This is a genomic window from Geodermatophilus sp. SMS 5-13, assembly GCF_059428245.1.
Genome location: NZ_CP165729.1, coordinates 4,505,626 through 4,528,011, shown reverse-complemented (window position 1 = coordinate 4,528,011; position 22,386 = coordinate 4,505,626). Strand labels below are relative to the sequence as shown.

14 protein-coding genes and 1 pseudogene are annotated in these 22,386 nt (G+C 72.3%); 7 read left to right on the top strand and 8 right to left on the bottom strand.

What is annotated here, in order from left to right; genetic code table 11:
* Window positions 1-87 precede the first annotated feature (87 nt).
* The 3 genes from AB3388_RS21885 (at window position 88) to AB3388_RS21875 (ending at window position 3,379) form a co-directional block, all read left to right on the top strand.
* Window positions 88-621 carry a MarR family winged helix-turn-helix transcriptional regulator gene (locus AB3388_RS21885; protein ID WP_495407425.1) on the top strand — a complete coding sequence of 178 codons (534 nt, stop codon included), beginning with the start codon at window positions 88-90 and terminating at the stop codon, window positions 619-621.
* Between the two features lie 32 nt (window positions 622-653).
* Complete coding sequence (gene icmA / locus AB3388_RS21880) at window positions 654-2,333, top strand: coenzyme B12-dependent isobutyryl-CoA mutase large subunit (protein WP_495407424.1); 1,680 nt, start codon at window positions 654-656, stop codon at window positions 2,331-2,333.
* Window positions 2,334-2,416: 83 nt separating this feature from the next.
* The gene (locus AB3388_RS21875; RefSeq protein WP_495407423.1) at window positions 2,417-3,379 is read left to right on the top strand and encodes a tetratricopeptide repeat protein; all 963 of its coding nucleotides are present in this window, start codon (window positions 2,417-2,419) and stop codon (window positions 3,377-3,379) included.
* Between the two features lie 60 nt (window positions 3,380-3,439).
* Here the strand turns inward: AB3388_RS21875 and AB3388_RS21870 are convergent, their stop codons facing one another.
* The 7 genes and pseudogenes from AB3388_RS21870 to AB3388_RS21840 form a co-directional block, all read right to left on the bottom strand.
* The gene (locus AB3388_RS21870; RefSeq protein ID WP_495407422.1) at window positions 3,440-4,816 is read right to left on the bottom strand and encodes a neutral zinc metallopeptidase; all 1,377 of its coding nucleotides are present in this window, start codon (window positions 4,814-4,816) and stop codon (window positions 3,440-3,442) included.
* Between the two features lie 48 nt (window positions 4,817-4,864).
* A complete protein-coding gene (locus tag AB3388_RS21865) occupies window positions 4,865-6,259 on the bottom strand; it encodes a neutral zinc metallopeptidase (protein WP_495407421.1) in 1,395 nt (464 codons plus the stop codon).
* Window positions 6,260-6,420: 161 nt separating this feature from the next.
* A complete protein-coding gene (gene glgB / locus AB3388_RS21860; RefSeq protein ID WP_495407420.1) occupies window positions 6,421-9,156 on the bottom strand; it encodes a 1,4-alpha-glucan branching protein GlgB in 2,736 nt (911 codons plus the stop codon).
* A 55-nt stretch (window positions 9,157-9,211) separates the two neighbouring features.
* Window positions 9,212-10,579, bottom strand: a complete 1,368-nt coding sequence (locus AB3388_RS21855; RefSeq protein WP_495407419.1) for a maltokinase N-terminal cap-like domain-containing protein — start codon at window positions 10,577-10,579, stop codon at window positions 9,212-9,214.
* Window positions 10,576-12,393 (bottom strand): maltose alpha-D-glucosyltransferase, encoded by a 1,818-nt coding sequence (gene treS / locus AB3388_RS21850; RefSeq protein WP_495407418.1) that lies wholly within the window; start codon window positions 12,391-12,393, stop codon window positions 10,576-10,578. Before treS ends, AB3388_RS21855 begins: the two co-directional genes overlap by 4 nt.
* A 50-nt stretch (window positions 12,394-12,443) precedes the next feature.
* Window positions 12,444-13,826 carry a hypothetical protein gene (locus tag AB3388_RS21845; protein WP_495407417.1) on the bottom strand — a complete coding sequence of 461 codons (1,383 nt, stop codon included), beginning with the start codon at window positions 13,824-13,826 and terminating at the stop codon, window positions 12,444-12,446.
* A gap of 116 nt (window positions 13,827-13,942) precedes the next feature.
* Window positions 13,943-14,473 (bottom strand): annotated as a pseudogene (locus AB3388_RS21840) (maltotransferase domain-containing protein); the annotation flags it as partial.
* A 148-nt stretch (window positions 14,474-14,621) separates the two neighbouring features.
* Between AB3388_RS21840 and glgP the strand changes: the two are divergent.
* Complete coding sequence (gene glgP, locus AB3388_RS21835; protein ID WP_495407416.1) at window positions 14,622-17,171, top strand: alpha-glucan family phosphorylase; 2,550 nt, start codon at window positions 14,622-14,624, stop codon at window positions 17,169-17,171.
* 141 nt (window positions 17,172-17,312) lie between these two features.
* A complete protein-coding gene (locus tag AB3388_RS21830) occupies window positions 17,313-18,284 on the top strand; it encodes an FHA domain-containing protein (RefSeq protein WP_495407415.1) in 972 nt (323 codons plus the stop codon).
* Between the two features lie 192 nt (window positions 18,285-18,476).
* On the opposite strand, the gene glgX is transcribed toward AB3388_RS21830, so the two are convergent.
* A complete protein-coding gene (glgX, locus tag AB3388_RS21825; RefSeq protein ID WP_495407414.1) occupies window positions 18,477-20,633 on the bottom strand; it encodes a glycogen debranching protein GlgX in 2,157 nt (718 codons plus the stop codon).
* Between the two features lie 119 nt (window positions 20,634-20,752).
* Here glgX and AB3388_RS21820 point away from each other — a divergent pair, with 119 nt between their 5' ends.
* Window positions 20,753-21,517: an ABC transporter ATP-binding protein gene (locus AB3388_RS21820; RefSeq protein WP_495407413.1), complete on the top strand. Its 765-nt coding sequence runs from the start codon at window positions 20,753-20,755 to the stop codon at window positions 21,515-21,517.
* 27 nt (window positions 21,518-21,544) lie between these two features.
* Entirely contained in the window at window positions 21,545-22,330 is a 786-nt protein-coding gene (locus AB3388_RS21815) for an enoyl-CoA hydratase/isomerase family protein (RefSeq protein ID WP_495407412.1), read from the top strand.
* Window positions 22,331-22,386 lie beyond the last annotated feature (56 nt).

Here is a 22,386-nt window from a genome sequence, read left to right as displayed (position 1 = left end):
CGACAGCCGTCGCCACGGGATCCGAACATCGCTCGTGTGGGTCATCGCGCATCTCGGTGGCGCCTACCGCCCGGTAGCGTTCCGGCCATGGTCCGTGCGCTGGGGCTGCCGTTCGACCCGATCGAGCGCGCCGGGGAGACGTGGGAGCAGCGGTTCGGTCCGGCGTCGGCGATGCGGGCAGCGACGTCGGTGTTCCGCGTGCAGCAGATCCTGCTCGCCCGCTTCGACGAGGTGCTCAGGCCGCACGAGCTGACCTTCGCCCGCTACGAGGTCCTCGTCCTGCTCACCTTCAGCCGCACCGGCCGGCTGCCGCTCAAGGTGATCGGCAGCCGACTGATGGTCCACCCGACCAGCGTCACGAACGCGATCGACCGGCTGGTAGCCGCCGGCTACGTGGAGCGCCTGCCCAACCCCGCCGACGGCCGCGGCGTGCTCGCCGGCATCACCGACGCGGGCCGCGCGGTCGTGGAGGTCGCCACCGACGCGCTGACCGGCCTGGACTTCGGCCTGGGCGACCTGCCGGACGCCGAGTTGGACACCCTGTTCGGCATCCTCCGCCGCGTCCGCCTGGGCGCCGGCGACGTGGCCGAGGTGGAGCCGGTGGACAGCCGCACGTCGTAGCGGCGGTTGTTCGGACGTCCTAGCATCTGTCCATGAGTGACGAAGCCCGTCAGCGGTGGCAGCAGCGGTACGACGCAGCGCTCGCCGCGGGCAAGGTCCGCGACGCCGACTTCACCACGTTGTCGGGCGTCGAGGTGGACCCCGTCTACGGCCCCGCCGACGAGTCCGCCGTCCCCGGGTTCGAGCGGATCGGCTACCCGGGCGAGTTCCCGTTCACCCGGGGTCTGCACGCCACCGGCTACCGCGGGCGGGCGTGGACGATCCGGCAGTTCGCCGGCTTCGGCAACGCCAGGCAGACCAACGAGCGCTACCGGATGATCCTCAAGGAGGGTGGGGGCGGCCTCTCCGTCGCCTTCGACATGCCGACCCTCATGGGCCGCGACTCCGACGACCCGCGCTCGCTCGGCGAGGTCGGCCACTGCGGCGTCGCGATCGACTCGGCCGCCGACATGGACGTGCTCTTCGACAGCATCGACCTGGGCGGCACCACGACGTCCATGACGATCAGCGGTCCCGCCGTCCCGGTGTTCTGCATGTACCTCGTCGCCGCCGAGCGGCAGGGCGTCCCGATCGAGAAGCTCAACGGCACGCTGCAGACCGACATCTTCAAGGAGTACATCGCGCAGAAGGAGTGGCTGTTCCCGCCGAACCCGCACCTGCGCCTCATCGGCGACCTCATGGAGTACTGCGCGGAGAAGATCCCGGCGTACAAGCCGATCTCGGTGTCGGGCTACCACATCCGCGAAGCCGGCTCGACCGCCGCGCAGGAGCTGGCGTACACGCTGGCCGACGGCTTCGCCTACGTGGAGCTGGGCCTCTCCCGCGGGCTGGACATCGAGCAGTTCGCGCCCGGTCTGTCGTTCTTCTTCGACGCGCACGTCGACTTCTTCGAGGAGATCGCCAAGTTCCGCGCCGCCCGCCGGATCTGGGCGCGCTGGCTGCGCGACGTCTACGGCGCGACGACGGACAAGGCGCAGCAGCTGCGGTTCCACACGCAGACCGCGGGCGTCTCGCTCACCGCCCAGCAGCCGGACAACAACATCGTCCGGACGGCGGTCGAGGCGCTCTCCGCCGTCCTCGGCGGCACCCAGTCCCTGCACACCAACGCCCTCGACGAGGTGCTCGCGCTGCCCAGCGCCAAGGCCGCCCAGATCGCGCTGCGCACGCAGCAGGTGATCATGGAGGAGACCGGCGTCATGAACGTCGCCGACCCGCTCGGCGGCTCCTGGTACGTCGAGGCGCTCACCGACGAGTTGGAGCGCCAGGCGGAGGAGATCTTCACCCGCATCAAGGACATGGGCGCCGACGGCACGCTGACCTCGGGCATCCTGCGCGGCATCGAGGAGGGCTGGTTCACCGGGGAGATCGCCGAGGCCGCCTTCGTCTACCAGCGCGCGCTGGAGAAGGGGGACAAGAAGGTCGTCGGCGTCAACGTCTACGCCGGTTCGGTCGACGCGCACGACCAGCTCGACATCCTCCGGGTCAGCCACGAGGTCGAGCGGGACCAGAAGGCCGAGCTCGCCGAGCGGCGGAAGTCCCGGGACGACGAGGCCGCCCGCAAGGCGGTCGAGCGCATGGTCGAGGTGGGCCGGACCGAGGCGAACATGGTCCCGGCGATGCTCGACGCCGTCCGGGCGGAGGCCACCCTCGGCGAGATCTGCGACGCGCTGCGCACGGAGTGGGGCGGCTACACCGAGCCCGCGAGGTTCTGACGCCGAGGTGGGCCGGGAAGGCTCCGCGCAGGTCGGGGACGGCACCTGGCCGCGGTGTCGACCGGTAGGGAGACAATAGGAACATGCAGCCCACTCGTCCCGGCCGTCCCGACCCGCGGGCGCAGGCTCAGCAGGCGCAGATGGCCGCCTCGCTGGCCGGTGCCGTCGACCTCGCCGCAGTCAAGGCCCGCTCCGAGGCCGCCGCCCGTGCCCAGGCCGCTCCGCCGCCCAGCGCGGACGGTCCGGCCGGGGCGCCCGGGAGCGCGGTCGTCGACGTCACCGAGGCGACGTTCCAGGCCGAGGTGCTCGACCGTTCCTTCCAGGTGCCGGTGGTCCTCGACCTGTGGGCCGAGTGGTGCGGGCCGTGCAAGCAGCTCTCCCCGTTGCTCGAGCGGCTGGCCGTCGAGGGCGGCGGCTCGTGGGTGCTGGCCAAGATCGACGTGGACGCCAACCCGGGGCTCGCCCAAGGTCTGCGGGTGCAGGGCATCCCGGCGATCAAGGCGGTCTGGCAGGGCCAGTTGGTCGCGGAGTTCTCCGGTGCCATCCCGGAGGAGCAGGCGCGCGAGTTCGTCACCGAGCTCGTGCGGGCCACCGGCGGGACGGTTGCGGGGGCCGAGGACGGCGGCGCCCCGCTGGACGACCCGCGGCTGGACGCCGCCGAGGCCGCGCTCGAGAGCGGCGACCTGGCCGCGGCCGAGGAGGCCTACCGGGCGATCCTCGCGGAGGACCCCGACCACCCCGAGGCCGGCCTGGCGCTGCGTCAGGTCCAGCTGTTCCGCCGCGCGGAGGAGGCCGGGCCGAACGCGCTCGCCGAGGCCGACGCCGCCCGTGACGACGTCACCGCCCAGACCCGCGCCGCCGACTTCCTGCTCGGCATGGGGGACGTGGACGCGGCCTTCGACCGGCTGCTCGACGTCGTCCGCCGCACCGCCGGTGATGACCGCGACCAGGCGCGCAAGCACCTGGTGGAGCTGTTCGAGATCGTCGGCGACCAGGACCCGCGGGTCGCTGCTGCCCGGCGGCAGCTCTCCCTCGCCCTGTTCTGAGGCCCCGCTGCAGGGGCCCGCTGCGAGCTTGCGAGCAGTGAGGGGCAGGGGGGTCCTTTCTCAGGCGCCGACGTCGCAGGCGGCCGGGCCCTGGATGAATCCCTGACGGAAGAGGTCGACCAGTTCGAACCCGGACCGGTCGACACCCGGCAGCACCCGGTCGTCGCCGCCGTACTGCAGCAGGAACTGCACGCTCTCGTCGAGGTCGCCCGGTGAGATGAGCACGTCGCGGACCTGTCCGGTGGTCACCGCGGCGCCGAACCACCCGGACAGGCAGACCGCGGACTCGTAGGCGGCCCGGTCGTCGTCCGACAGCCCCAGGGCGTCGCGGGCGGCCAGGCCGTAGGGGATCGAGACGGCGGTGACGACGGCGTAGTCGCCCAGCTCGTAGGCCGGCCGGGCGAGATCCGGCTCGTCGTACCCGATCAGCTGCCTGTCGGCGCAATAGACGAGCAGCAGGTCTGCGTCGGCGCAGGCCGGCGGCCGGCTGAACGGCTCCAGGCTCACGTCGGGGAACTGTTCGCCGAAGACGTCGGGCAGCGCGCTGGTCCAGAAGCCCGTCAGCCCCTTCTCCATGAGCTCCTGCAGCTTCGAGTAGCTCTCGTTGCCCTGGCGTGCGATGTCCTCGTCGGTCTGGAACTGGCCCTGGGTGAACACGCGGTCGGGCCCGAAGTCGTCGCGGCACGCGGCCGGACCGTCGTCGAAGCCCTCCTGGAAGGCGGCGACACGGTCGAAGCCGGAACCGTGCGCGGACTGTGCCGCGGAGCTCGTGCCGACCGGGTCACGGAGGAGCAGGTAGCCGCGGAGCAGGTCGTCGAGCTGCGCCGTCCGCAGGGTCACGTGCGCGGCGGAGCCGTCAGCGACCCACGCCGTCCAGGCACCGGCGAAGCAGTCGGCCTGGGTCTCGGTGGCGATCGATGCCCCGGGCGAGCCGACCCGGGCCTGCACCGCGTGCCCGAACTCGTGCGCGACCACCAGGTCCGGGAGAAACCGGCCGTACTGATCGGCCAGCTCGCCGAGGAAGGCCCGGTCGTAGCTGATCGAGTCCGAGTTCGGGGTCCCCGGCTCGGCGCAGTAGAAGGCGTTGCCCTCGACCGCCGCGGGATCCTGGCCGCAGCCGATCCCCTGCGGGTACGCGCTGGGGTCGACGGCGTCGGGATCGACGCTGAAGTAACCGCCCTTCAGCGGGGGGAACGAGGTGCCGAACACGTCGGGGAACTGCTGGGCCCAGTAGTCCTGCAGGTCGGCCAGGGCGTTGCGGACCTCGTGGTCGACCGGGCTGTCGACGGCGCCGACGATGGTGAGCTCGCTGTTCTCGACCTCCGGTGCGGTGGTCCGGAGCCCGCCGGGCCGGCCGATCACCACCGTGGCGCAGCCGGTCAGCAGCACGCAGGCCGGCACGGTCGCCGCCACCAGGGTCACCCAGGATCGCTTCACCGTCCCTGTGATGCCCAGCGGCGGCCGGTATCACCACCCCGGGCGCGTTCAGCCCTGGATTCCGACGTCGCAGGCGCCGCCGCCCTGCAGGAAACCGGACCGGAAGGCCCGCAGCAGCTCGAACCCGGACAGGTCGGTGTCGGGGAACACCTTGTCGTCGGTGCCGTACGTCAGCAGGAACGACACGGCCTCGTCGATGTCGCCGGGCTGCAGGCGCACGGTCTCGTCCCGGCCGCTGAAGATCTGCGCCTCCCACCAGCCGGTCAGGCAGACCGCCGAGCGGGTGGCGTCGGCGTCGTCCGTGGAGAACCCGGCCTGGTCGCGCACGGCCAGGGCGTAGGGCAGCGAGATCGCCGTGGCCACGGAGAAGTCGCCCAGCTGGTCGTAGGCCGGCTGGGTCAGGTCGGTCTCGTCGAAGTAGACCGTCTGCTCGTCGGCGCAGTAGCCGAGGTCGCGGTCGCCGTCGACGCAGGCCGGCGCGGTGCCGTCGAACGCCTCGATCGCCGGCTCCTGGAACTCCGTGCCGAAGGCCTCGGGGAAGACGGTGCTCCAGAACGGCGGGAGGCTCTGGTCGACGAGGTCCAGGGTCTCGTCGTAGGGGGAGTTGCCCTGGTTGGCCTGGTCCTGCTGGCTGAACTCCTGCGCGGTGAAGACGCGGTCCGGGCCGAAGTTGTCGCGGCAGGCGGCCACGCCGTTGTCGTAGCCCTCGGCGATGGCCGAGACCCGGTCGAAGTACGAGCCGTGCGCGCCCTCGCGGGTCGGGTCGCTCCCGACGGCGTCGGCGGTGATCAGGTACCCGCGGATGATCTTGTCCAGCTCCGGCGTGCGGATGGCCACGTGGTCGGCGTTGCCGGCGACCACCCAGGCGGTCCAGGCGCCGGCGAAGCAGTCGGCCTGGGTCTCCACGTTGATCGACTCGCCGTCGAGCCCGTTGAACCGGTACTGGATCGCGTGGCCGAACTCGTGCGCCATGACGAACGGCACGAGGGAGCGGCCGTAGTCGTCGGACAGCTCGGTCAGGAAGTTCTTGTCGTAGCTGATGGAGTCGGAGTTGGCCGTGCCGGGTGCCGCGCAGAAGAAGGCGCCGGTGCCCTGCACCTGGAGCGGGTCCTGGCCGCAGCCGATGCCGTCCGGGAACTGCGATTCGTCCAGGCCCGCGAGGTCGACGCTGAAGATCCCGCCCTGCAGGGTCTGGAAGTCCTCGCCGAATGCCTCCGGGTAGGCCTCTTCCCAGAAGGTGTAGAGGTCCGCGAGCGCGTTGCGGGAGGCCTGGTCGACCGGGTCGTCCTCCTCCGCCGCGGTGATCGGGAACTCGTCCTGCGTCACGTCGACCGGGACGCCCTCACCGGGGGACGCCGAACCGGTGACGACGCTGGAGCAACCGGTGAGCAGCGTGCCGCCCACCGCAGCCGCGATGAGCACGCGACGCAGGCCTTGCCTCATGGAGCGCTGTTACCTCGTCCTTCGGGGCCGGCAGGCACCGGCGGTGATCTCGCAAGCCGGCACATGATGCCCGCTCGCGACCCCGCACGGGGCACGCGGGCGCGCGGCGGTGTCGCATCGACACCGCCGGTGACCCGCCCGCGACCAGCCCCGCGAGCGGCTCAGCCCTCGTGCAGGAACCAGACGGTGCCCAGTGGCGGCGCCTCGACGACGGCGGAGAACGGCTGCCCGTGATACGGCTCCTCGACCGCCTCGACCCCGCCCATGTTGCCGACACCGGAGCCGCCGTAGCCCTCGTAGTCGGTGTTGAGCACCTCCCGCCAGCGGCCGCCCCGCGGCAGCCCGATCCGGTACCCGGAGTGCGGATTGCCGGCGAAGTTCGCGACGCAGGCCAGCGCCTGGCCCTCCGCCGTCCGCTCCCCGCCGCCCTCGGTCTGCCCGGCGTCGGCGGGCGCGCCGTAGCGGAGGAAGGACAGCACGTTGCCCGACGAGTCGTTGGCGTCGATCCACTGGAAGCCGGCCGGCTCGACGTCGAGCGACCAGAGCGCCGCCAGTTCCTTGTAGCGGGCGTTGAGGTCGGTGACCAGCTGCAGGATCCCGCGGTGCGCCGGGTCGTCGAGGTGCCACCAGTCCAGCGACCGGCTCTCGGCCCACTCGGCGTCCTGGCCGAACTCCGAGCCCATGAACAGCAGCTGCTTGCCGGGGTGCGCCCACATGTAGGCGAGGTAGGCCCGCAGGTTGGCCAGCTGCTGCCAGCGGTCGCCGGGCATCTTCCGCAGCAGCGAGCCCTTGCCGTAGACGACCTCGTCGTGGCTGATCGGCAGCACGTAGTTCTCGGAGTAGGCGTAGATCATCGAGAACGTCAGCTGACCGTGGTGGTAGCTGCGGTGCACCGGCTGCTTCTCGATGTAGGCCAGCGAGTCGTGCATCCAGCCCATGTTCCACTTGAAGCCGAAGCCCAGGCCGCCGAGGTGCGTCTGGCGCGTGACCCCCGGCCAGGCCGTCGACTCCTCGGCGATGGTCACCACCCCCGGGACCTCGCGGTACACCGTGGCGTTCATCTCCTGGAGGAACGCGACCGCCTCGAGGTTCTCCCGCCCGCCGTGGACGTTGGGCACCCAGTCGGTGCGCGAGTAGTCCAGGTAGAGCATCGAGGCGACGGCGTCGACCCGCAGGCCGTCGACGTGGAACTCCTTGCACCAGTACAGCGCGTTGGCCACCAGGAAGTTGCGCACCTCGGTGCGGCCGAAGTCGAAGACGAACGTGCCCCAGTCCAGCTGCTCCCCGCGGCGCGGGTCGCCGTGCTCGTACAGCGGCGTCCCGTCGAAGCGGCCCAGCGCCCACTCGTCCTTGGGGAAGTGCGCGGGCACCCAGTCGACGATGACGCCGATGCCGGCCTGGTGCGCCTTGTCGATGAGGTAGCGCAGGTCGTCGGGGGAGCCGTAGCGCGAGGTGGGCGCGTAGTACGAGGTCACCTGGTAGCCCCAGGACCCGCCGAACGGGTGCTCGGCCAGCGGCATGAACTCGATGTGGGTGAACCCGGCCGAGACGACGTACTCGACGAGCTCGTCGGCCAGTTCGCGGTAGGACAGGCCCTGGCGCCACGAGCCTGCGTGCACCTCGTAGACGCTCATCGGCCGCTCGTGCCAGCCGCCGCGGGCGCGCTCGGCGAGCCACTCGTCGTCCTGCCACTCGTAGCGCGACTCGGTGACGACGGAGGCGTTCGCCGGGGGCACCTCGGTCTGGAAGGCGAGCGGGTCGGACTTCTCCCGCCACTGCCCGTCGGCGCCGAGGACGTGGTAGCGGTACCGGCTGCCGACCTGCACGCCGGGGATGAAGATCTCCCAGACGCCGGAGGCCCCCAGCGAGCGCATCGGGTAGGCGCGGGCCTGCCAGTAGTCGAAGTCGCCGGTGACCTTCACGCCGCGGGCGTTCGGCGCCCAGACGGCGAAGGAGACGCCCTCGACCGGGCCGCGGGGGGTGTCGTAGCGCCGGACGTGCGCGCCCAGCACCTCCCACAGCCGCTCGTGCCGGCCCTCGCCGATCAGGTACTGGTCGAGCTCGCCGACCGTCGGCATCCACCGGTACGGGTCGTCGACCTCGTAGGTGTTGGTGCCGCCCTGGCCGTCCCCGTAGGTCACCGCGATCCGGTAGTCGCCGGGCTGCTGGGGGAGGGTCGCCTCGTAGATGCCCCCGGCGTGCCGCTGGCGGGTCTCGTAGCGGGTGCCGTCCTGGTCGATGACGGCGACGCCGACCGCATCGGGGCGCAGCGTGCGCACCACCCAGCTGCCGTCGCCCACGGGGTGGGTGCCGAGCACCCGGTACGGGTCGTGGGACCAGCCCTCGACGACCCCGCGCAGGTCGTCGTCGGTCACCTCGGCGGGGGCCGCGGCACCGCTGGTGGCGGCCGGCTGCGTGGGAGCCGCCGGCTCGGCGGCGCCGGGGGCGGTGGTCACGGCCTCCGGCGTCCCCGGGGCCGTGGTCCCGGGCGAGGCCGGGGCGGCGGGTGCGCCGGTGCCGTCGCCCGGCTCGGCCACCGGTGCCGGCGGCACGACCGGGGGCGTCGTCCCCGGGGCCGTCTTCGCCGCGGCCTTGCGGGCGGTCGTCTTCTTGGCCGGCGCGGCCTTCTTCGCGGCCGCCTTCGCCGGTGCCGCCTTCTTGGCCGCGGTGGCCTTCGATGCGGTCGCCTTCGATGCGGTGGCCTTCGCCGGCGTGGTCTTCGCGGCGGTGGCCTTCTTGGTCGTGGCCGCCTGCTTCGCGGCCTTGCGGACCGGGCGGGCCCGGCTCACCGTCTCGTCGGCGTCGGCCTGCGCCTGGACCCGGGCGGTCGTCTCCTCCACGGCGGCCTGCAGCTCCTCCTTGCCCGCCACGTGGTCGCGTCCCTCGTCCGTCGTCATCGTGCCCTCGCCGTCTTCTCTGGTGCGTTCGTGTCGGTCGGATCCAGCCGCTGCATCAGTTGCCGGAGATCCGGGACAACGAGTGCAGCGGGATCATCAGCCAGTGCGGCCGGTTGCGTGCCTCGTAGACGCACTCGTACACCGCTTTGTCCGCCTCGAACGCGCGCAGGAGAGGGGAGTCCCCGCACGGGTCCAGCCCGCTGGCCGCTGAGTAGCCGGAGCAGTAGGCGTTCCGGTTGCGCTCTGCCCACTCCTGGGCGCGGTATGCGCGCTGGGGGTCGTCCGGCTGCTCGACGAGCATGTGACGTGCGGCGTAGTCGAAGCTGCGCAGCATCCCGGCGACGTCGCGCAGCGGGCTGTCCAGCTGCCGGCGCTCCGCCAGCGACCGGGCCGGCTCGCCCTCGAAGTCGAGCACGATCCAGCCGGTCGCGGTCCGCAGCACCTGGCCCAGGTGCAGGTCGCCGTGCACGCGCTGGCGCACGACCGGCTCGGAGCTGGCCGCCACCTTGGCGTACAGCGCGCGCAGGCCGTCGGCGTGCTCGGCCAGCTGCGGGACGACCTCGATCGCGGCGTCCAGCCGGGCGTTCATCTGCTCGGCCAGGGCGGTGAACCAGCCGGGATCGGCCGGCTCGGTCGGCAGCACCTTGGCCATGTCGGCGTGCACCGAGGCGGTGGCCGTGCCGAGCCGCTCGCTGTCCGCGGCGAAGTCGCCGCCGACCTCGTCGGCGTGCAGGTCGCCCTCGGCGTACAGGTCGCGGACGCTCGCCGTCGCCAGCCGCCACCCGTCGCTGGCGTTGGGCACGAACGTCTGCAGCATCGCCGCAGTGGCCGCCGGCGTCGCGGGGTCGGCGTCGTCGATCTCGACGTACCCGAGCAGCGGCGCGATGTGCTGGTTCTCGGTGCGCCGCAGCGCGTCGTGGATCTCGACGTCCGGGTTGAGCCCCGGCTCGAGCCGCCGGAAGAGCTTGAGGATGGCCTGGTCGCCGTAGATGAGCGAGGTGTTGCTCTGCTCGCCGGACACGATGTCGCCCGGCAGCCCCTCCGGGATGTAGGCGATCCCCGCCGGGTGGAAGTGCATCGGCCCGACGGTCGAGGCGTTCACCAGGTGGGCCAGCCACGGCACCGTCGCGTCGCGGTCGCGCATGGCGTCGTAGCCGTAGAGCTCACGGCCCTCGAAGGTGACCGCGCCGATGAAGGCGTGGGTCAGGTCGTCGTTCGGGTGGTCGTGCCAGGACACCGGTACCAGGTAGGTCTCCCGGTGCCCGTCGGCGTAGGTCACGCCGACGCGGTGGATCGACAGCACGGGGTTGTCCCGCTCGAGGAAGAACCCGCTCTCCTCGACGTCGGCCCACTCCCGGCCCTTGCCGCCGAACCAGCGCTGGTTCGGCATCCACTCCCGCAGCAGGTCGCTCGCAACGGTCATCGGGGGCCTCCCTCGTCGCCCTCGTCCCCGTTGCCGACCACGCCCGCCGACAGCAGGTCCGCGACGATCGCGCTGCCCGTCTCCTCCGGCTCGGGCTCGGGTTCGGGCTCGACCGGGCGGGCCAGCTCGAACCAGTAGAAGCCGTGCCCGGCCAGGGTGAGCATGTAGGGCAGGACGCCGATCTGCGGGAACTCCACCCGCCCGGTCAGCTCGATCGGCGTGAAGCCCTCGAACTGGCGCAGGTCCAGCTCCACCGGCTGAGGGAACCGCGAGAGGTTGTTGACGCAGAGCACGATGTCGTCCCCGAACCGGCGGACGAACGAGAGCACCGTGGGGTTGCGCGAGCCGACCTCCTCGAAGGAGCCGAGGCCGAAGGTGGGGTGCTCCTTGCGGACCTGGATCATCCGGCGGATCCACTGCAGCATCGAATTGGTGTTGCGCAGCTGCGCCTCGACGTTGGTGGTCTGGTAGCCGTAGACCGGGTCCATGTTCAGCGGCAGGTACATCCGCTGCGGGTCGGCGGTGGAGAAGCCGCCGTTGCGGTCCGGCGTCCACTGCATCGGCGTCCGGACGCCGTCGCGGTCACCGAGCCAGATGTTGTCGCCCATGCCGATCTCGTCGCCGTAGTAGAGGACCGGCGACCCGGGCAGGCTCAGCAGCAGCGCGTTGAACAGCTCGAGGGTGTTGGTGTCGTTCTCCAGCAGCGGGGCCAGCCGCCGGCGGATGCCGATGTTGGCCTTCATGCGGGGGTCCTTGGCGTACTCGCCCCACATGTAGTCGCGTTCCTCGTCGGTGACCATCTCGAGGGTCAGCTCGTCGTGGTTGCGCAGGAAGACGCCCCACTGGCAGTTCTTCGGGATGTCCGGCGTCTGCGCCATGATCTCCGAGATCGGGAAGCGCTGCTCCCGCCGCACGGCCATGAACAGGCGCGGCATGACCGGGAAGTGGAACGCCATCTGGCACTCGTCGCCGTCCTGGCCGAAGTACTCGACGACGTCGGCCGGCCACTGGTTGGCCTCGCACAGCAGCACCCGGTCGGGATAGTCGGCGTCGACCACCTTGCGCACCCGCTTGAGGAACTCGTGGGTGCGCGGGAGGTTCTCGCAGTTGGTCCCCTCCTCCTCGAACAGGTAGGGGACGGCGTCCAGCCGGAACCCGTCGATGCCCAGGTCCAGCCAGAACCGCAGGGCGTCGATGATCGCCTCCTGCACCCGCGGGTTCTCGAAGTTGAGGTCGGGCTGGTGGGAGAAGAAGCGGTGCCAGAAGTACTGCTTGCGCACCGGGTCGAACGTCCAGTTCGAGCTCTCGGTGTCGACGAAGATGATGCGGGCGTCGGAGTAGCCGGTGTCGTCGTCGGCCCACACGTAGAAGTCGCCGTACGGGCCCTCCGGGTCGCTGCGGCTGGCCTGGAACCAGGGGTGCTGGTCCGAGGTGTGGTTCATGACGAAGTCGATGATCACGCGCATGCCGCGGGCGTGGGCGGCGTCGAGGAAGTCCTTGAAGTCCTCGATGTCGCCGAACTCGGGCAGTACCGCGGTGTAGTCGCTGACGTCGTAGCCGCCGTCGCGCAGCGGGGAGGCGAAGAACGGCGGCAGCCACAGGCAGTCGACGCCCAGCCACTGCAGGTAGTCGAGCTTGTCCATCATGCCGCGCAGGTCGCCGACGCCGTCGGCGTTGCTGTCGGCGAAGCCGCGCACGAGCACCTCGTAGAAGACCGCGCGCTTGTACCACTCGGGGTCGCTGCCGGGAGCCGGCAGCAGCGAGCGCTCGTCGTCGCGGTCGGACGTGGCGGCGTCGGGGACGGAGAGGGTCATCGGGAGAAGTCGTCCTCGATCTTCTGGTGGAGCGGGGGAGGCCCGGGCGATCAGGAAACGGGCGGCGGGAACTTCACCGGCCGCGGGAAGGCGACCGAGAACACGTGCGCCGGCTCGCGGTAGGGGTCGAGCTCCAGGTAGTTGAACTGCCCCCAGTCCCAGGAGGCGCCGGTGAGCTCGTCGGTGACCGAGAACCGGTCGTGCCAGTCCAGGCCGAGGGTGGGCAGGTCGAGCGCCGTCGTCCCGATCTGGGTGTGGTGGCTGGAGAGGTTGACCACCACGAGCACGGCGTCGTTGGAGCCGGGATCGGTCTTCGAGAAGCAGATCAGGTTCGGGTTGTCGACCGGGTGGAAGCGCAGCGTGCGCAGCTGCTGCAGCGCCGGGTGTGCCCGCCGGATCTCGTTGAGCCGCCGGAGGTAGGGCACGAGGCTGCGGCCGGAGTGCTCGGCGCCGGCCCAGTCGCGGGGACGCAGCTGGTACTTCTCGCTGTCCAGGTACTCCTCGCTGCCCGGCCGGACGGCGACGTGCTCGAACAGCTCGAACCCGGAGTAGACGCCCCAGGTCGGGCTCATCATCGAGGCCAGCACCGCGCGGATCTTGAACATCGGCGGGCCGCCGTACTGCAGCGACTCGTGGAGGATGTCCGGGGTGTTCACGAAGAAGTTCGGCCGCATGTAGTGGCTGTTGCTGGCCAGCTCGCGGCCGTACTCCTCCAGCTCCCAGCGTTCGGTGCGCCAGGTGAAGTAGGTGTAGGACTGCGTGAACCCGAGTTTGGCCAGCTGGTGCATCATCGCCGGCCGGGTGAAGGCCTCGGCGAGGAAGAGCACGTCCGGGTCGGTCTTCTTCACCTCCCAGATCAGCCAGTGCCAGAAGTTCAGCGGCTTGGTGTGCGGGTTGTCGACGCGGAAGATCCGCACCCCCGCCGCGATCCAGTGCCGCACCACCCGGAGCACCTCGGCGTAGATGCCCTCGGGGTCGTTGTCGAAGTTGACCGGGTAGATGTCCTGGTACTTCTTCGGCGGGTTCTCCGCGTAGGCGATGGTGCCGTCGGGCTTGGTCGTGAACCACTCCGGGTGCTCCTTCACCCAGGGGTGGTCCGGTGCGGCCTGCAGGGCCAGGTCGAGCGCGACCTCCATGCCGAGCTCGCCGGCGCGCCAGACGAAGGCCTTGAAGTCGTCGAGCGTGCCCAGCTGCGGGTGGACGGCGTCGTGCCCGCCCTCGTCGCTGCCGATCGCCCACGGCGAGCCGACGTCGTCGGGCCCGATGTCGTAGGGGTTGCCGCCCGGGAACTGCGCGGTGTTCGGGCCCTTGCGGTTGACCCGGCCGATCGGGTGGATCGGCGGCAGGTAGACGACGTCGAAGCCCATGTCGGCGATCGCGGGCAGCCGGTTCTGGGCGTCCGCGAACGTGCCGTGCACCGGCCGGTCGGCCACCACGGCCCCCTCGGAGCGGGGAAGAACTCGTACCAGGAGCCGAACAGCGCCCGCGGCCGGTCGACCCACACCTCGTAGGCCGGCGTGGCCGTGACCAGCTCCCGGACCGGGTGGTCGTGCAGCACCTGCTGCAGCGCCGGGGCGAAGGCGCGCGCGACCCGGGCGGTGAGCTCCAGCGACTCGTCGCGCAGCGCGGCCGCGGCGGCGCCGACGGCGTCCCGGTGCTCCTCGGGGCAGTCGGTCGCGACCCGGTCGAGCAGCCGCGCGCCCTCCTCGAGGTCGTTGGCGAGCTCGGCGGGCCCCTGGCCGGCGGCGATCTTCACCTCGACCGCGTGGTGCCAGGTGGCCAGCGGATCGCTCCACGCCTCGACGGTGAAGGTCCACCGCCCCTCGCGGTCGGGCACGACGGTGGTCAGCCAGCGGTCGGGTTGCTCGCCGTAGCGGGCCATCCGGTTCAGCGGGGGCGTGCCGGTCCCGTCGGGCGGGCTCCACACCACATTGGCGGCGACGGCGTCGTGCCCCTCGCGGAACACGGTGGCGGTGATCGGCACGTGCTCGCCGACCACGGCGCGGGCGGAGAAGGACCCGCAGGACACGACGGGGGCGACATCGGTGATGCCGAGGCGGAGGTCAGGGCGGCCAGTCATCGGGCCAAACGCTAGCGAGATCGCGGAGCGCGAGCACCTCGGCGGTCACCCGTACGAGCTGGGACGAAAGGGAACCGTGGGGTCCGCCGTCCCCAGGCCACCCGCCGGGTCGACGCGTCGGCCGCGCCGCCCTGGTTAGGCTCGGCCGGTGCGAGCCCTCCGACGCTTCACCGTCCGCGCCTCCCTGCCCGAGCCGCTGACCCCGCTGGCCCAGCTGGTGATGAACCTGCGCTGGTCGTGGCACCCGGAGACCCGGGACCTCTTCGAGGCCCTGGATCCCGCGCTGTGGCAGACCTGCGGCGGCGACCCGGTCAAGATGATGGGCGAGATCTCGGCCGAGCGGCTCGCCACGCTGGCCAAGGACCGCCGCTTCCTGCGGCGCCTGCAGGACGTCGTCGACGACCTGCACGAGTACATGACCGCCGAGCTCTGGTACCAGTCGCTGGGCGCGGAGGCGCCGAGGTCCATCGCGTACTTCTCCGCCGAGTTCGGCATCACCGAGGTGCTGCCGCAGTACTCCGGCGGCCTGGGGATCCTCGCCGGCGACCACCTCAAGGCCGCCTCCGACCTCGGGGTCCCGCTGATCGGGGTGGGGCTGCTCTACCGCGCCGGGTACTTCGACCAGGGCCTGTCCGCCGACGGCTGGCAGCTCGAGCACTACCCGTCGCTGGACCCGCACGGGCTGCCGGTCAAGCTGCTGCGCCGTCCCGACGGCTCGGCCGTCGTCATCTCGGTGCCGCTGCCCGAGGGGCGCACGCTGCACGCGCACGTGTGGCGGGCCCAGGTCGGCCGCGTCTCGCTGCTGCTGCTCGACAGCGACATCGAGGAGAACGCCCCGGCCGAGCGGCACGTCACCGACCGGCTCTACGGCGGCGACGAGGACCACCGGCTGCGCCAGGAGATGCTGCTCGGCATCGGCGGCGTGCGGGCCCTGCGCGCCTACTGCTCGCTCACCGACACCCCGCAGCCGGAGGTGTTCCACGCCAACGAGGGCCACGCCGGCTTCCAGGGCATCGAGCGGATCCGCGAGCTCACCGAGTCGCACGGGCTGACCTTCCCCGAGGCGCTGCAGGCGGTCCGCGGCGGCACGGTGTTCACCACGCACACCCCGGTGCCGGCCGGCATCGACCGCTTCCCCCGCGCGCTGATCGAGCGGTACTTCGCCGGCTTCGGCGTCCCCCTCGACCAGCTGCTCGCGCTGGGCGGCGAGGACGACCCGACGAAGTTCAACATGGCGCACATGGGCCTGCGGCTGGGCCAGCGGGCCAACGGCGTCAGCCGGCTGCACGGCCGGGTCAGCCGGCACATGTTCAACGCCCTGTGGCCGGGCTTCGACGAGGACGACGTCCCGATCAGCTCGATCACCAACGGCGTGCACGCCTCCACCTGGACCGCCCGCGAGCTGGTCGAGCTGGGCACCCAGACGTCCAGCCAGGGCGACCCGGTCGCCGTCGACGGTCCGGTGCACTTCGACGGCGTCGACCGGATCCCGGCCGGGGAGCTGTGGACCACCCGGCGGATGCTGCGCGGCCGGCTGGTCGACGAGGTCCGCCGCCGGCTGCGGGACACCGCGCTCGCCCGCGGCCAGGTCGAGGCCGAGGTCGGCTGGATCGACAGCGCCTTCGACCCCGACGTCCTCACCATCGGCTTCGCGCGGCGGGTGCCGTCGTACAAGCGGCTCACCCTGATGCTGCGCGACCCCGAGCGGCTCAAGGCCCTGCTCCTCGACCCGGAGCGGCCGGTGCAGCTGATCATCGCCGGCAAGAGCCACCCCGCCGACGACGGCGGCAAGCAGCTGATCCAGCAGATGGTGCGCTTCGCCGACGACCCCGGGATCCGGCACCGGATCGCGTTCCTCCCCGGCTACGACATCGGCATGGCCCGCTACCTGTACTGGGGCTGCGACGTCTGGCTGAACAACCCGCTGCGGCCCCTGGAGGCGTGCGGCACGTCCGGGATGAAGGCCGCGCTCAACGGCGGGCTGAACCTCTCCATCCGCGACGGCTGGTGGGACGAGTGGTACGACGGCCAGAACGGCTGGGCGATCCCCACCGCCGACGGCGTGGCCGACCCCGACCGCCGTGACGAGGTCGAGGCCCGGGCGATCTACGACCTGCTGTCCACACAGGTGGCGCCGCGCTTCTACGAGCGCGACCGCGACGGCATCCCCGGCCGGTGGGTCGAGATGGTGCGGCACACGCTGCGCGAGACCGGCCCGAAGGTGCTGGCCGCCCGCATGGTCCGTGACTACGTGTGCGACCTGTACATGCCGGCCGCGCTCTCGGCGCGTTCGATGGCCGACATCGCGTACGGGCCGGCGCGGGAGGAGGCCGCGCGGCGGGCGCACCTGCTGGAGAACTGGGGCGCCGTCCGGGTCGCGCACGTCGAGGCCACCGGCGCCGGCGACACCCCGGAGATCGGGTCCACCCTGGCGCTGCGCGCCGAGGTGGAGCTGCCCGGCCTGACGCCGGCCGACGTCCAGGTGCAGGCCGCCTACGGCCGGGTGGACGACGCCGACGGGCTGCACGACGTCGAGTGCATCGCGATGGAGCACGAGCAGGTCGACGGTTCCCGGCACTGGTTCACCGCCACCGTGCCGCTGGAGCGCACCGGGGCCTTCGGGTACACGGTGCGGGTGCTGCCCCGCTCGGAGCACCTCGCGGACCCCGCCGAGCTGGGGGTCGTGACCACCGCCTGACCGCCGGAGTGGACGCCCGATCCATCGCTTGAGACCCTCAGGTCACGGGTACCACATGCACCCCGGGTGAGACCATGCTCGCCCGGCGTGGCGGTGGCGTGCGACCGCGCACACCGTCTGCGCATCACTAGGCTGGAGCCCATGCCCGACCGCTGTGAAGTCCTCCCCGGAGACTCGGTCGTCGCCCGTCGCGGCGGCGGTCTGCTGTGGGTCGACGCGCCCGGCTCGCCCGCCCTCGTGGCGGCCCTGCACGCCTGCCTGGGGGTCACCGGCCCCGGCGCCGACCGCGTCCTGGCCGCCGTCGCCGGCCAGGTCATGACGCTCGGCAACGGCGGCGTCTCGTTCGCCCTCGTGCTCACCGACGCCGCGCAGGGCGCCGGCACCGGTGTCGCGCTGTGGTCCGGCAAGGGCCAGCCCGCGGTCGACGGCGTCCCGGTCTCCGGCTCGTCGGTGGACGGCGGCTGCACGCTCGCCACCGGGTTCACGCTGGGCCAGACCCTCTACGTCGGGCCGGGCCAGGCGGCGCCGCAGGTACCGCCGGGTGTCGCCTTCGACCTGGTGGAGGGGACCGTCCCGGGTTCCGGGGTGATGCTGCAGCTCGCCGCCGCCGCGCCGCCGGCCTCCGCGCCGCAGCCGGCCGCCGCGCCCGCGCAGTCCTTCACCGCGTCGTCCGACGCCGGCTTCGGTGCGGCTCCGGCCGCGCCGGTCGCCCAGGCGCCGGCGGCCGACTCCGGTGAGCAGACCGCCTTCTGGCGGCCCGACGAGCCCTCGGCTCCGCTGCTGCGCTTCGACGACGGCATGGTGGTGACCGTCGACGAGGACCTCGTGCTGGGTCGCCGTCCGGACAACCACGAGCTGGTGACCAACGGGACGGCGCGGCCCGTGCCGATCGCCGACACCCAGAACGTGCTGTCCTCGGCGCACGCCGCCGTCCAGCGGGCCGGCCGCGAGGTGTCCCTGGTCGATCTCGGGTCGCTCAACGGCACCCACGTCGCCGGTCCCGAGGCCACCGAGTGGACCCAGCTCGAGCCCGGCGTGGCCCACCCGCTCTCCGACGGCGACCGGCTGCTGCTCGGCTGGACCGTCATCACCTTCGAACAGCCCCAGGACTGAGAAAGGGCCCCTGCCGGATCGCCGGCGGGGGCCCTTCGCGTTGCCGGGCGCGACCCCCGCGGTGCGGTCGCGACCCTCGCGGCACGCCGCGCGGTTCCCGGCCACGCCCTGCCGGTGAGTCGCGTCGTCCTCCCTCAGCGCAGCGCGTCCTGGCTCACCTCCCACCGTGAGCCAGGACCCGTCACGACCAGGTCAGCTGATCCCGGGCGGGGACCCCGGGCGGCGGAGGACCCGCATCAGCCAGACGCAGCGGCCGGGCAGCTCCACCGGCCCCGGGCCGACGACGGCCGGCCGCGGCGGGGCGCCGATCGGGTACTCCGTGGAGAGCGCGAGCTCGTAGCCGTCGGCCCACGGCGGACCGGGCAGCGTGACCTCGGTCGTCTCGGCCCCCGCGTGCAGCCAGACGAACCAGGACTCGTCGACCACCCGGCGGCCGAACTCGTCGCGGTGCCGGATGGCCCGGCCGTCGAGGTACATGCCGATCGTCTTCAGGCCGGTGTCGAACCAGTCCGACGTGGTCAGCTGCCGGCCCTCGGGGTTGAACCAGGCGAGGTCCCGGGTGCCGCCGGTCGCGGGGATCTCGTGGCCCTCGAAGAACGCCTCCTGCCGCAGCGCGGGGGCGGAGCGGCGCAGCCGCAGCAGCCGGGTGACGAAGGCGCGCAGGTCCTCGTCGACGTCCTTCCAGTCGACCCAGGAGACCTCGTTGTCCTGGCAGTAGGCGTTGTTGTTGCCCTGCTGGGTGCGGCCGAGCTCGTCGCCGGCGGTCAGCATCGGCACGCCGGTCGAGAGCAGCAGCGTGGCCAGGTGGTTGCGCACCTGCCGGGCACGCAGCGCGTTGACTGCCAGGTCGTCCGTGGGACCCTCCACGCCGCAGTTCCAGTTGCGGTTGTGGCTCTCGCCGTCCCGGTTGTCCTCGCCGTTCGCCTCGTTGCGCTTCTTCTGGTACGTGACCAGGTCGGCGAGGGTGAAGCCGTCGTGCGCCGTGACGAAGTTGACGCTGGCGAACGGACGGCGGCCGTCGGAGCGGTACAGGTCGGACGAGCCGGTCAGCCGGTACGCCAGGTCCCGGACGCCGACCTGCGCCCCCGACCACACGTCGCGGACGGTGTCGCGGTACTTGCCGTTCCACTCCGTCCACGGCGGCGGGAAGTTGCCCACCTGGTAGCCGCCCTCGCCGACGTCCCACGGCTCGGCGATCAGCTTCACCTGGCTGACCACCGGGTCCTGGTGGACGACGTCGAAGAACGCCGACAGCCGGTCGACGTCGTGCATCGAGCGGGCCAGCGCCGAGGCGAGGTCGAACCGGAAGCCGTCGACGTGCATCTCGGTCACCCAGTACCGCAGCGAGTCCATCAGCAGCGCCAGGACGGCGGGACGGCGGACGTCGAGGGTGTTCCCGCAGCCGGTGTAGTCGGTGTACCGGGAGCCGTCCCCGCCGCGCAGCCGGTAGTAGGCGCGGTTGTCGATGCCCTTGAACGACAGCGTCGGGCCGCTGTGGTCGCCCTCGGCGGTGTGGTTGTAGACGACGTCGAGGATCACCTCGATGCCCGCGGCGTGCAGCGCCTTGACCATCGCCTTGAACTCGGTGACCTGCCCGCCGCCGCTGCCGGCCGAGCTGTACTCGGCGTGCGGCGCGAAGTAGCCCAGCGTGTTGTAGCCCCAGTAGTTGGTCAGGCCGCGGCGCAGCAGGTGCGGCTCGCTGACGAAGTGGTGCACCGGCAGCAGCTCGACCGCGGTCACGCCCAGGCCGGTCAGGTGCTCGATGAACGCCGGGTGCGCCAGGCCCGCGTAGGTGCCGCGCAGGGCCGGGGGGACGTCGGGGTGGCGCATGGTCGCGCCCTTGACGTGCACCTCGTAGATGACGGTGTCCGACCACGAGGTGCCCGGCGGCCGGTCGCCCTCCCACGGGAAGGAGTCGTAGATGACCACGCCGCGCGGGACGAACGGCGCGGAGTCGCGGTCGTCGGGGGTGTGCGTGTCGGGCTGGTCGTCGCGGAACCCGAACAGCGACCCGTCCAGGGCCAGCCGGCCGTCGACGGCGCGGGCGTAGGGGTCGAGCAGCAGCTTGGCCGGGTTGTAGCGCAGGCCCTGCGGCGGGTCGTAGCCGCCGTGCACCCGGTAGCCGTAGCGCTGGCCCGGGCCGACGCCGGGCAGCCGCGCGTGCCACACCTGGTGGGTGCTCTCCTGCAGGCGGTGCCGGTGCTCGGTGCCGTCGGGGTCGAACAGGCAGAGGTCCACCGCGGAGGCGCCGGCCGACCAGAGCGCGAAGTTCGTGCCGGTGCCGTCCCAGTGCGCCCCGAGCGGGCTGGGGGACCCGGGCCACGTCTCGACCGCGGGGAGTGTGTCCACCCTGCGATCCTGCCCTCTCGGGAGCCGGGCCGCGTGGCAGGAAGCGGTACGCGGGTTGGTTGGATGGACGGGTGTCGAGCAGTGTGTCTGGTGGGGGTCGCGACGAGCCGGTCGTCCGCATGCGAGGGGTCGACGTCGTGCGGGGGGACAACCACCTCCTCCGCGGCGTCGACTGGGCCGTCGAGTCCGACCACCGCTGGGTGGTGCTCGGGCCGAACGGCGCCGGCAAGACGACGCTGCTGCAGCTGGCCGCCGCGCAGATGCACCCGACCCGCGGCGAGGTGCAGCTGCTGGGGGAGACCCTCGGCGCGGTCGACGTCTTCGAGCTGCGCCCGCGCATCGGCCTGACCAGCGCGGCGCTGGCCCAGCGGATCGGCCCGTCGGAGAAGACGGGGGACGTCGTCCTCTCCGCGGGGTACGCCGTCCTCGGCCGGTGGCGCGAGCGCTACGACGTCCACGACCTGACCCGCGCGGCGATGCTCATGCAGCAGTGGGGCGTCTCGCCGATGGCCAACCGCGCGTTCGGGACGCTGTCGGAGGGCGAGCGCAAGCGCGCCCAGATCGCCCGCGCGCTGATGCCCGACCCCGAGCTGCTGCTGCTCGACGAGCCGGGCGCGGGGCTGGACCTCGCCGGCCGCGAGGACCTCGTCGGCCGGCTCTCCGACCTCGCCCGCTACCACTACGCGCCGGCGCAGGTGCTGGTCACGCACCACGTCGAGGAGATCCCGCCCGGCTACTCCCACGCGCTGCTGCTGCGCGGCGGCGAGGTGGTGGCGGCCGGGCCGGCCGACGACGTCCTCACCGCGGCGGCGCTGTCGGAGACCTTCGGCCTGCCGCTGTCGCTCTCGCGCGAGGACGGCCGCTTCGCCGCCCGCCGCGCCTGACCGCGAGCGCTGGCTAGGGTGCCGGGCATGACCGAGCCCGAGTTCGTGACCCTGCAGGCCGAGGACGGGGTGGGCACGATCCGCCTCGACCGGCCGAAGATGAACGCGATCAACGAGCAGCTCCACTGGGAGGTCCGGCGGGCCGCCCAGGAGGCCGCCACGCGCGAGGACATCCGCGCCGTGGTGCTCTACGGCGGCGAGCGGGTCTTCGCGGCGGGTGCCGACATCAAGGCGATGTCGCAGCTCGACGGCGCGGCGATGGTGGCCTGGGGCCGCGAGCTGCAGAACTCGTTCATCGAGGTGCAGCGCATCCCCAAGCCGGTCATCGCGGCGGTCACCGGCTACGCGCTCGGCGGCGGCTACGAGCTGGCCCTGTGCGCCGACTTCCGGGTGCTCGGCGCCGGCGCGAAGATCGGCCAGCCCGAGATCCTGCTCGGCGTCATCCCGGGCGCCGGCGGCACGCAGCGGCTGGCCCGGCTGGTCGGCCCGGCCAAGGCCAAGGACCTCGTCTTCACCGGCCGGCACGTCGGCAGCGAGGAGGCGCTCGAGCTGGGCCTGGCCGACGCCGTCGTCCCGGACGACGAGGTGTACTCGACCGCGGTCGCGATGGCGAAGAAGTTCGCCGCCGGCCCGCCGCTGGCCCTGGCCGCGGCGAAGCGGGCGATCGAGGAGGGGCTGGACCTGCCGCTGGCGCGGGGCCTGGACCTGGAGAGCCGGCTGTTCGCCGAGCTGTTCGACACCGAGGACCAGAAGAGCGGGATGCGCTCGTTCCTGGAGAGCGGCCCCGGGAAGGCGACGTTCGCCGGTCGCTGAGCCGCCGCCCGGGGTCCCTCACACGTTCGGGTTCGCCGACGTCCCGGAACCGGCCC

What these genes read in the sequence shown, in the direction of transcription:
- treS (WP_495407418.1), bottom strand. Translation starts at nt 12,393, where the DNA reads ATGACCCTCTCCGTCCCCGACGCCGCCACGTCCGACCGCGACGACGAG.
- glgB (WP_495407420.1), bottom strand. Translation starts at nt 9,156, where the DNA reads ATGACGACGGACGAGGGACGCGACCACGTGGCGGGCAAGGAGGAGCTG.
- AB3388_RS21875 (WP_495407423.1), top strand. Translation starts at nt 2,417, where the DNA reads ATGCAGCCCACTCGTCCCGGCCGTCCCGACCCGCGGGCGCAGGCTCAG.
- AB3388_RS21820 (WP_495407413.1), top strand. Translation starts at nt 20,753, where the DNA reads ATGCGAGGGGTCGACGTCGTGCGGGGGGACAACCACCTCCTCCGCGGC.
- AB3388_RS21885 (WP_495407425.1), top strand. Translation starts at nt 88, where the DNA reads ATGGTCCGTGCGCTGGGGCTGCCGTTCGACCCGATCGAGCGCGCCGGG.
- icmA (WP_495407424.1), top strand. Translation starts at nt 654, where the DNA reads ATGAGTGACGAAGCCCGTCAGCGGTGGCAGCAGCGGTACGACGCAGCG.
- AB3388_RS21855 (WP_495407419.1), bottom strand. Translation starts at nt 10,579, where the DNA reads ATGACCGTTGCGAGCGACCTGCTGCGGGAGTGGATGCCGAACCAGCGC.
- AB3388_RS21815 (WP_495407412.1), top strand. Translation starts at nt 21,545, where the DNA reads ATGACCGAGCCCGAGTTCGTGACCCTGCAGGCCGAGGACGGGGTGGGC.
- AB3388_RS21830 (WP_495407415.1), top strand. Translation starts at nt 17,313, where the DNA reads ATGCCCGACCGCTGTGAAGTCCTCCCCGGAGACTCGGTCGTCGCCCGT.
- AB3388_RS21865 (WP_495407421.1), bottom strand. Translation starts at nt 6,259, where the DNA reads ATGAGGCAAGGCCTGCGTCGCGTGCTCATCGCGGCTGCGGTGGGCGGC.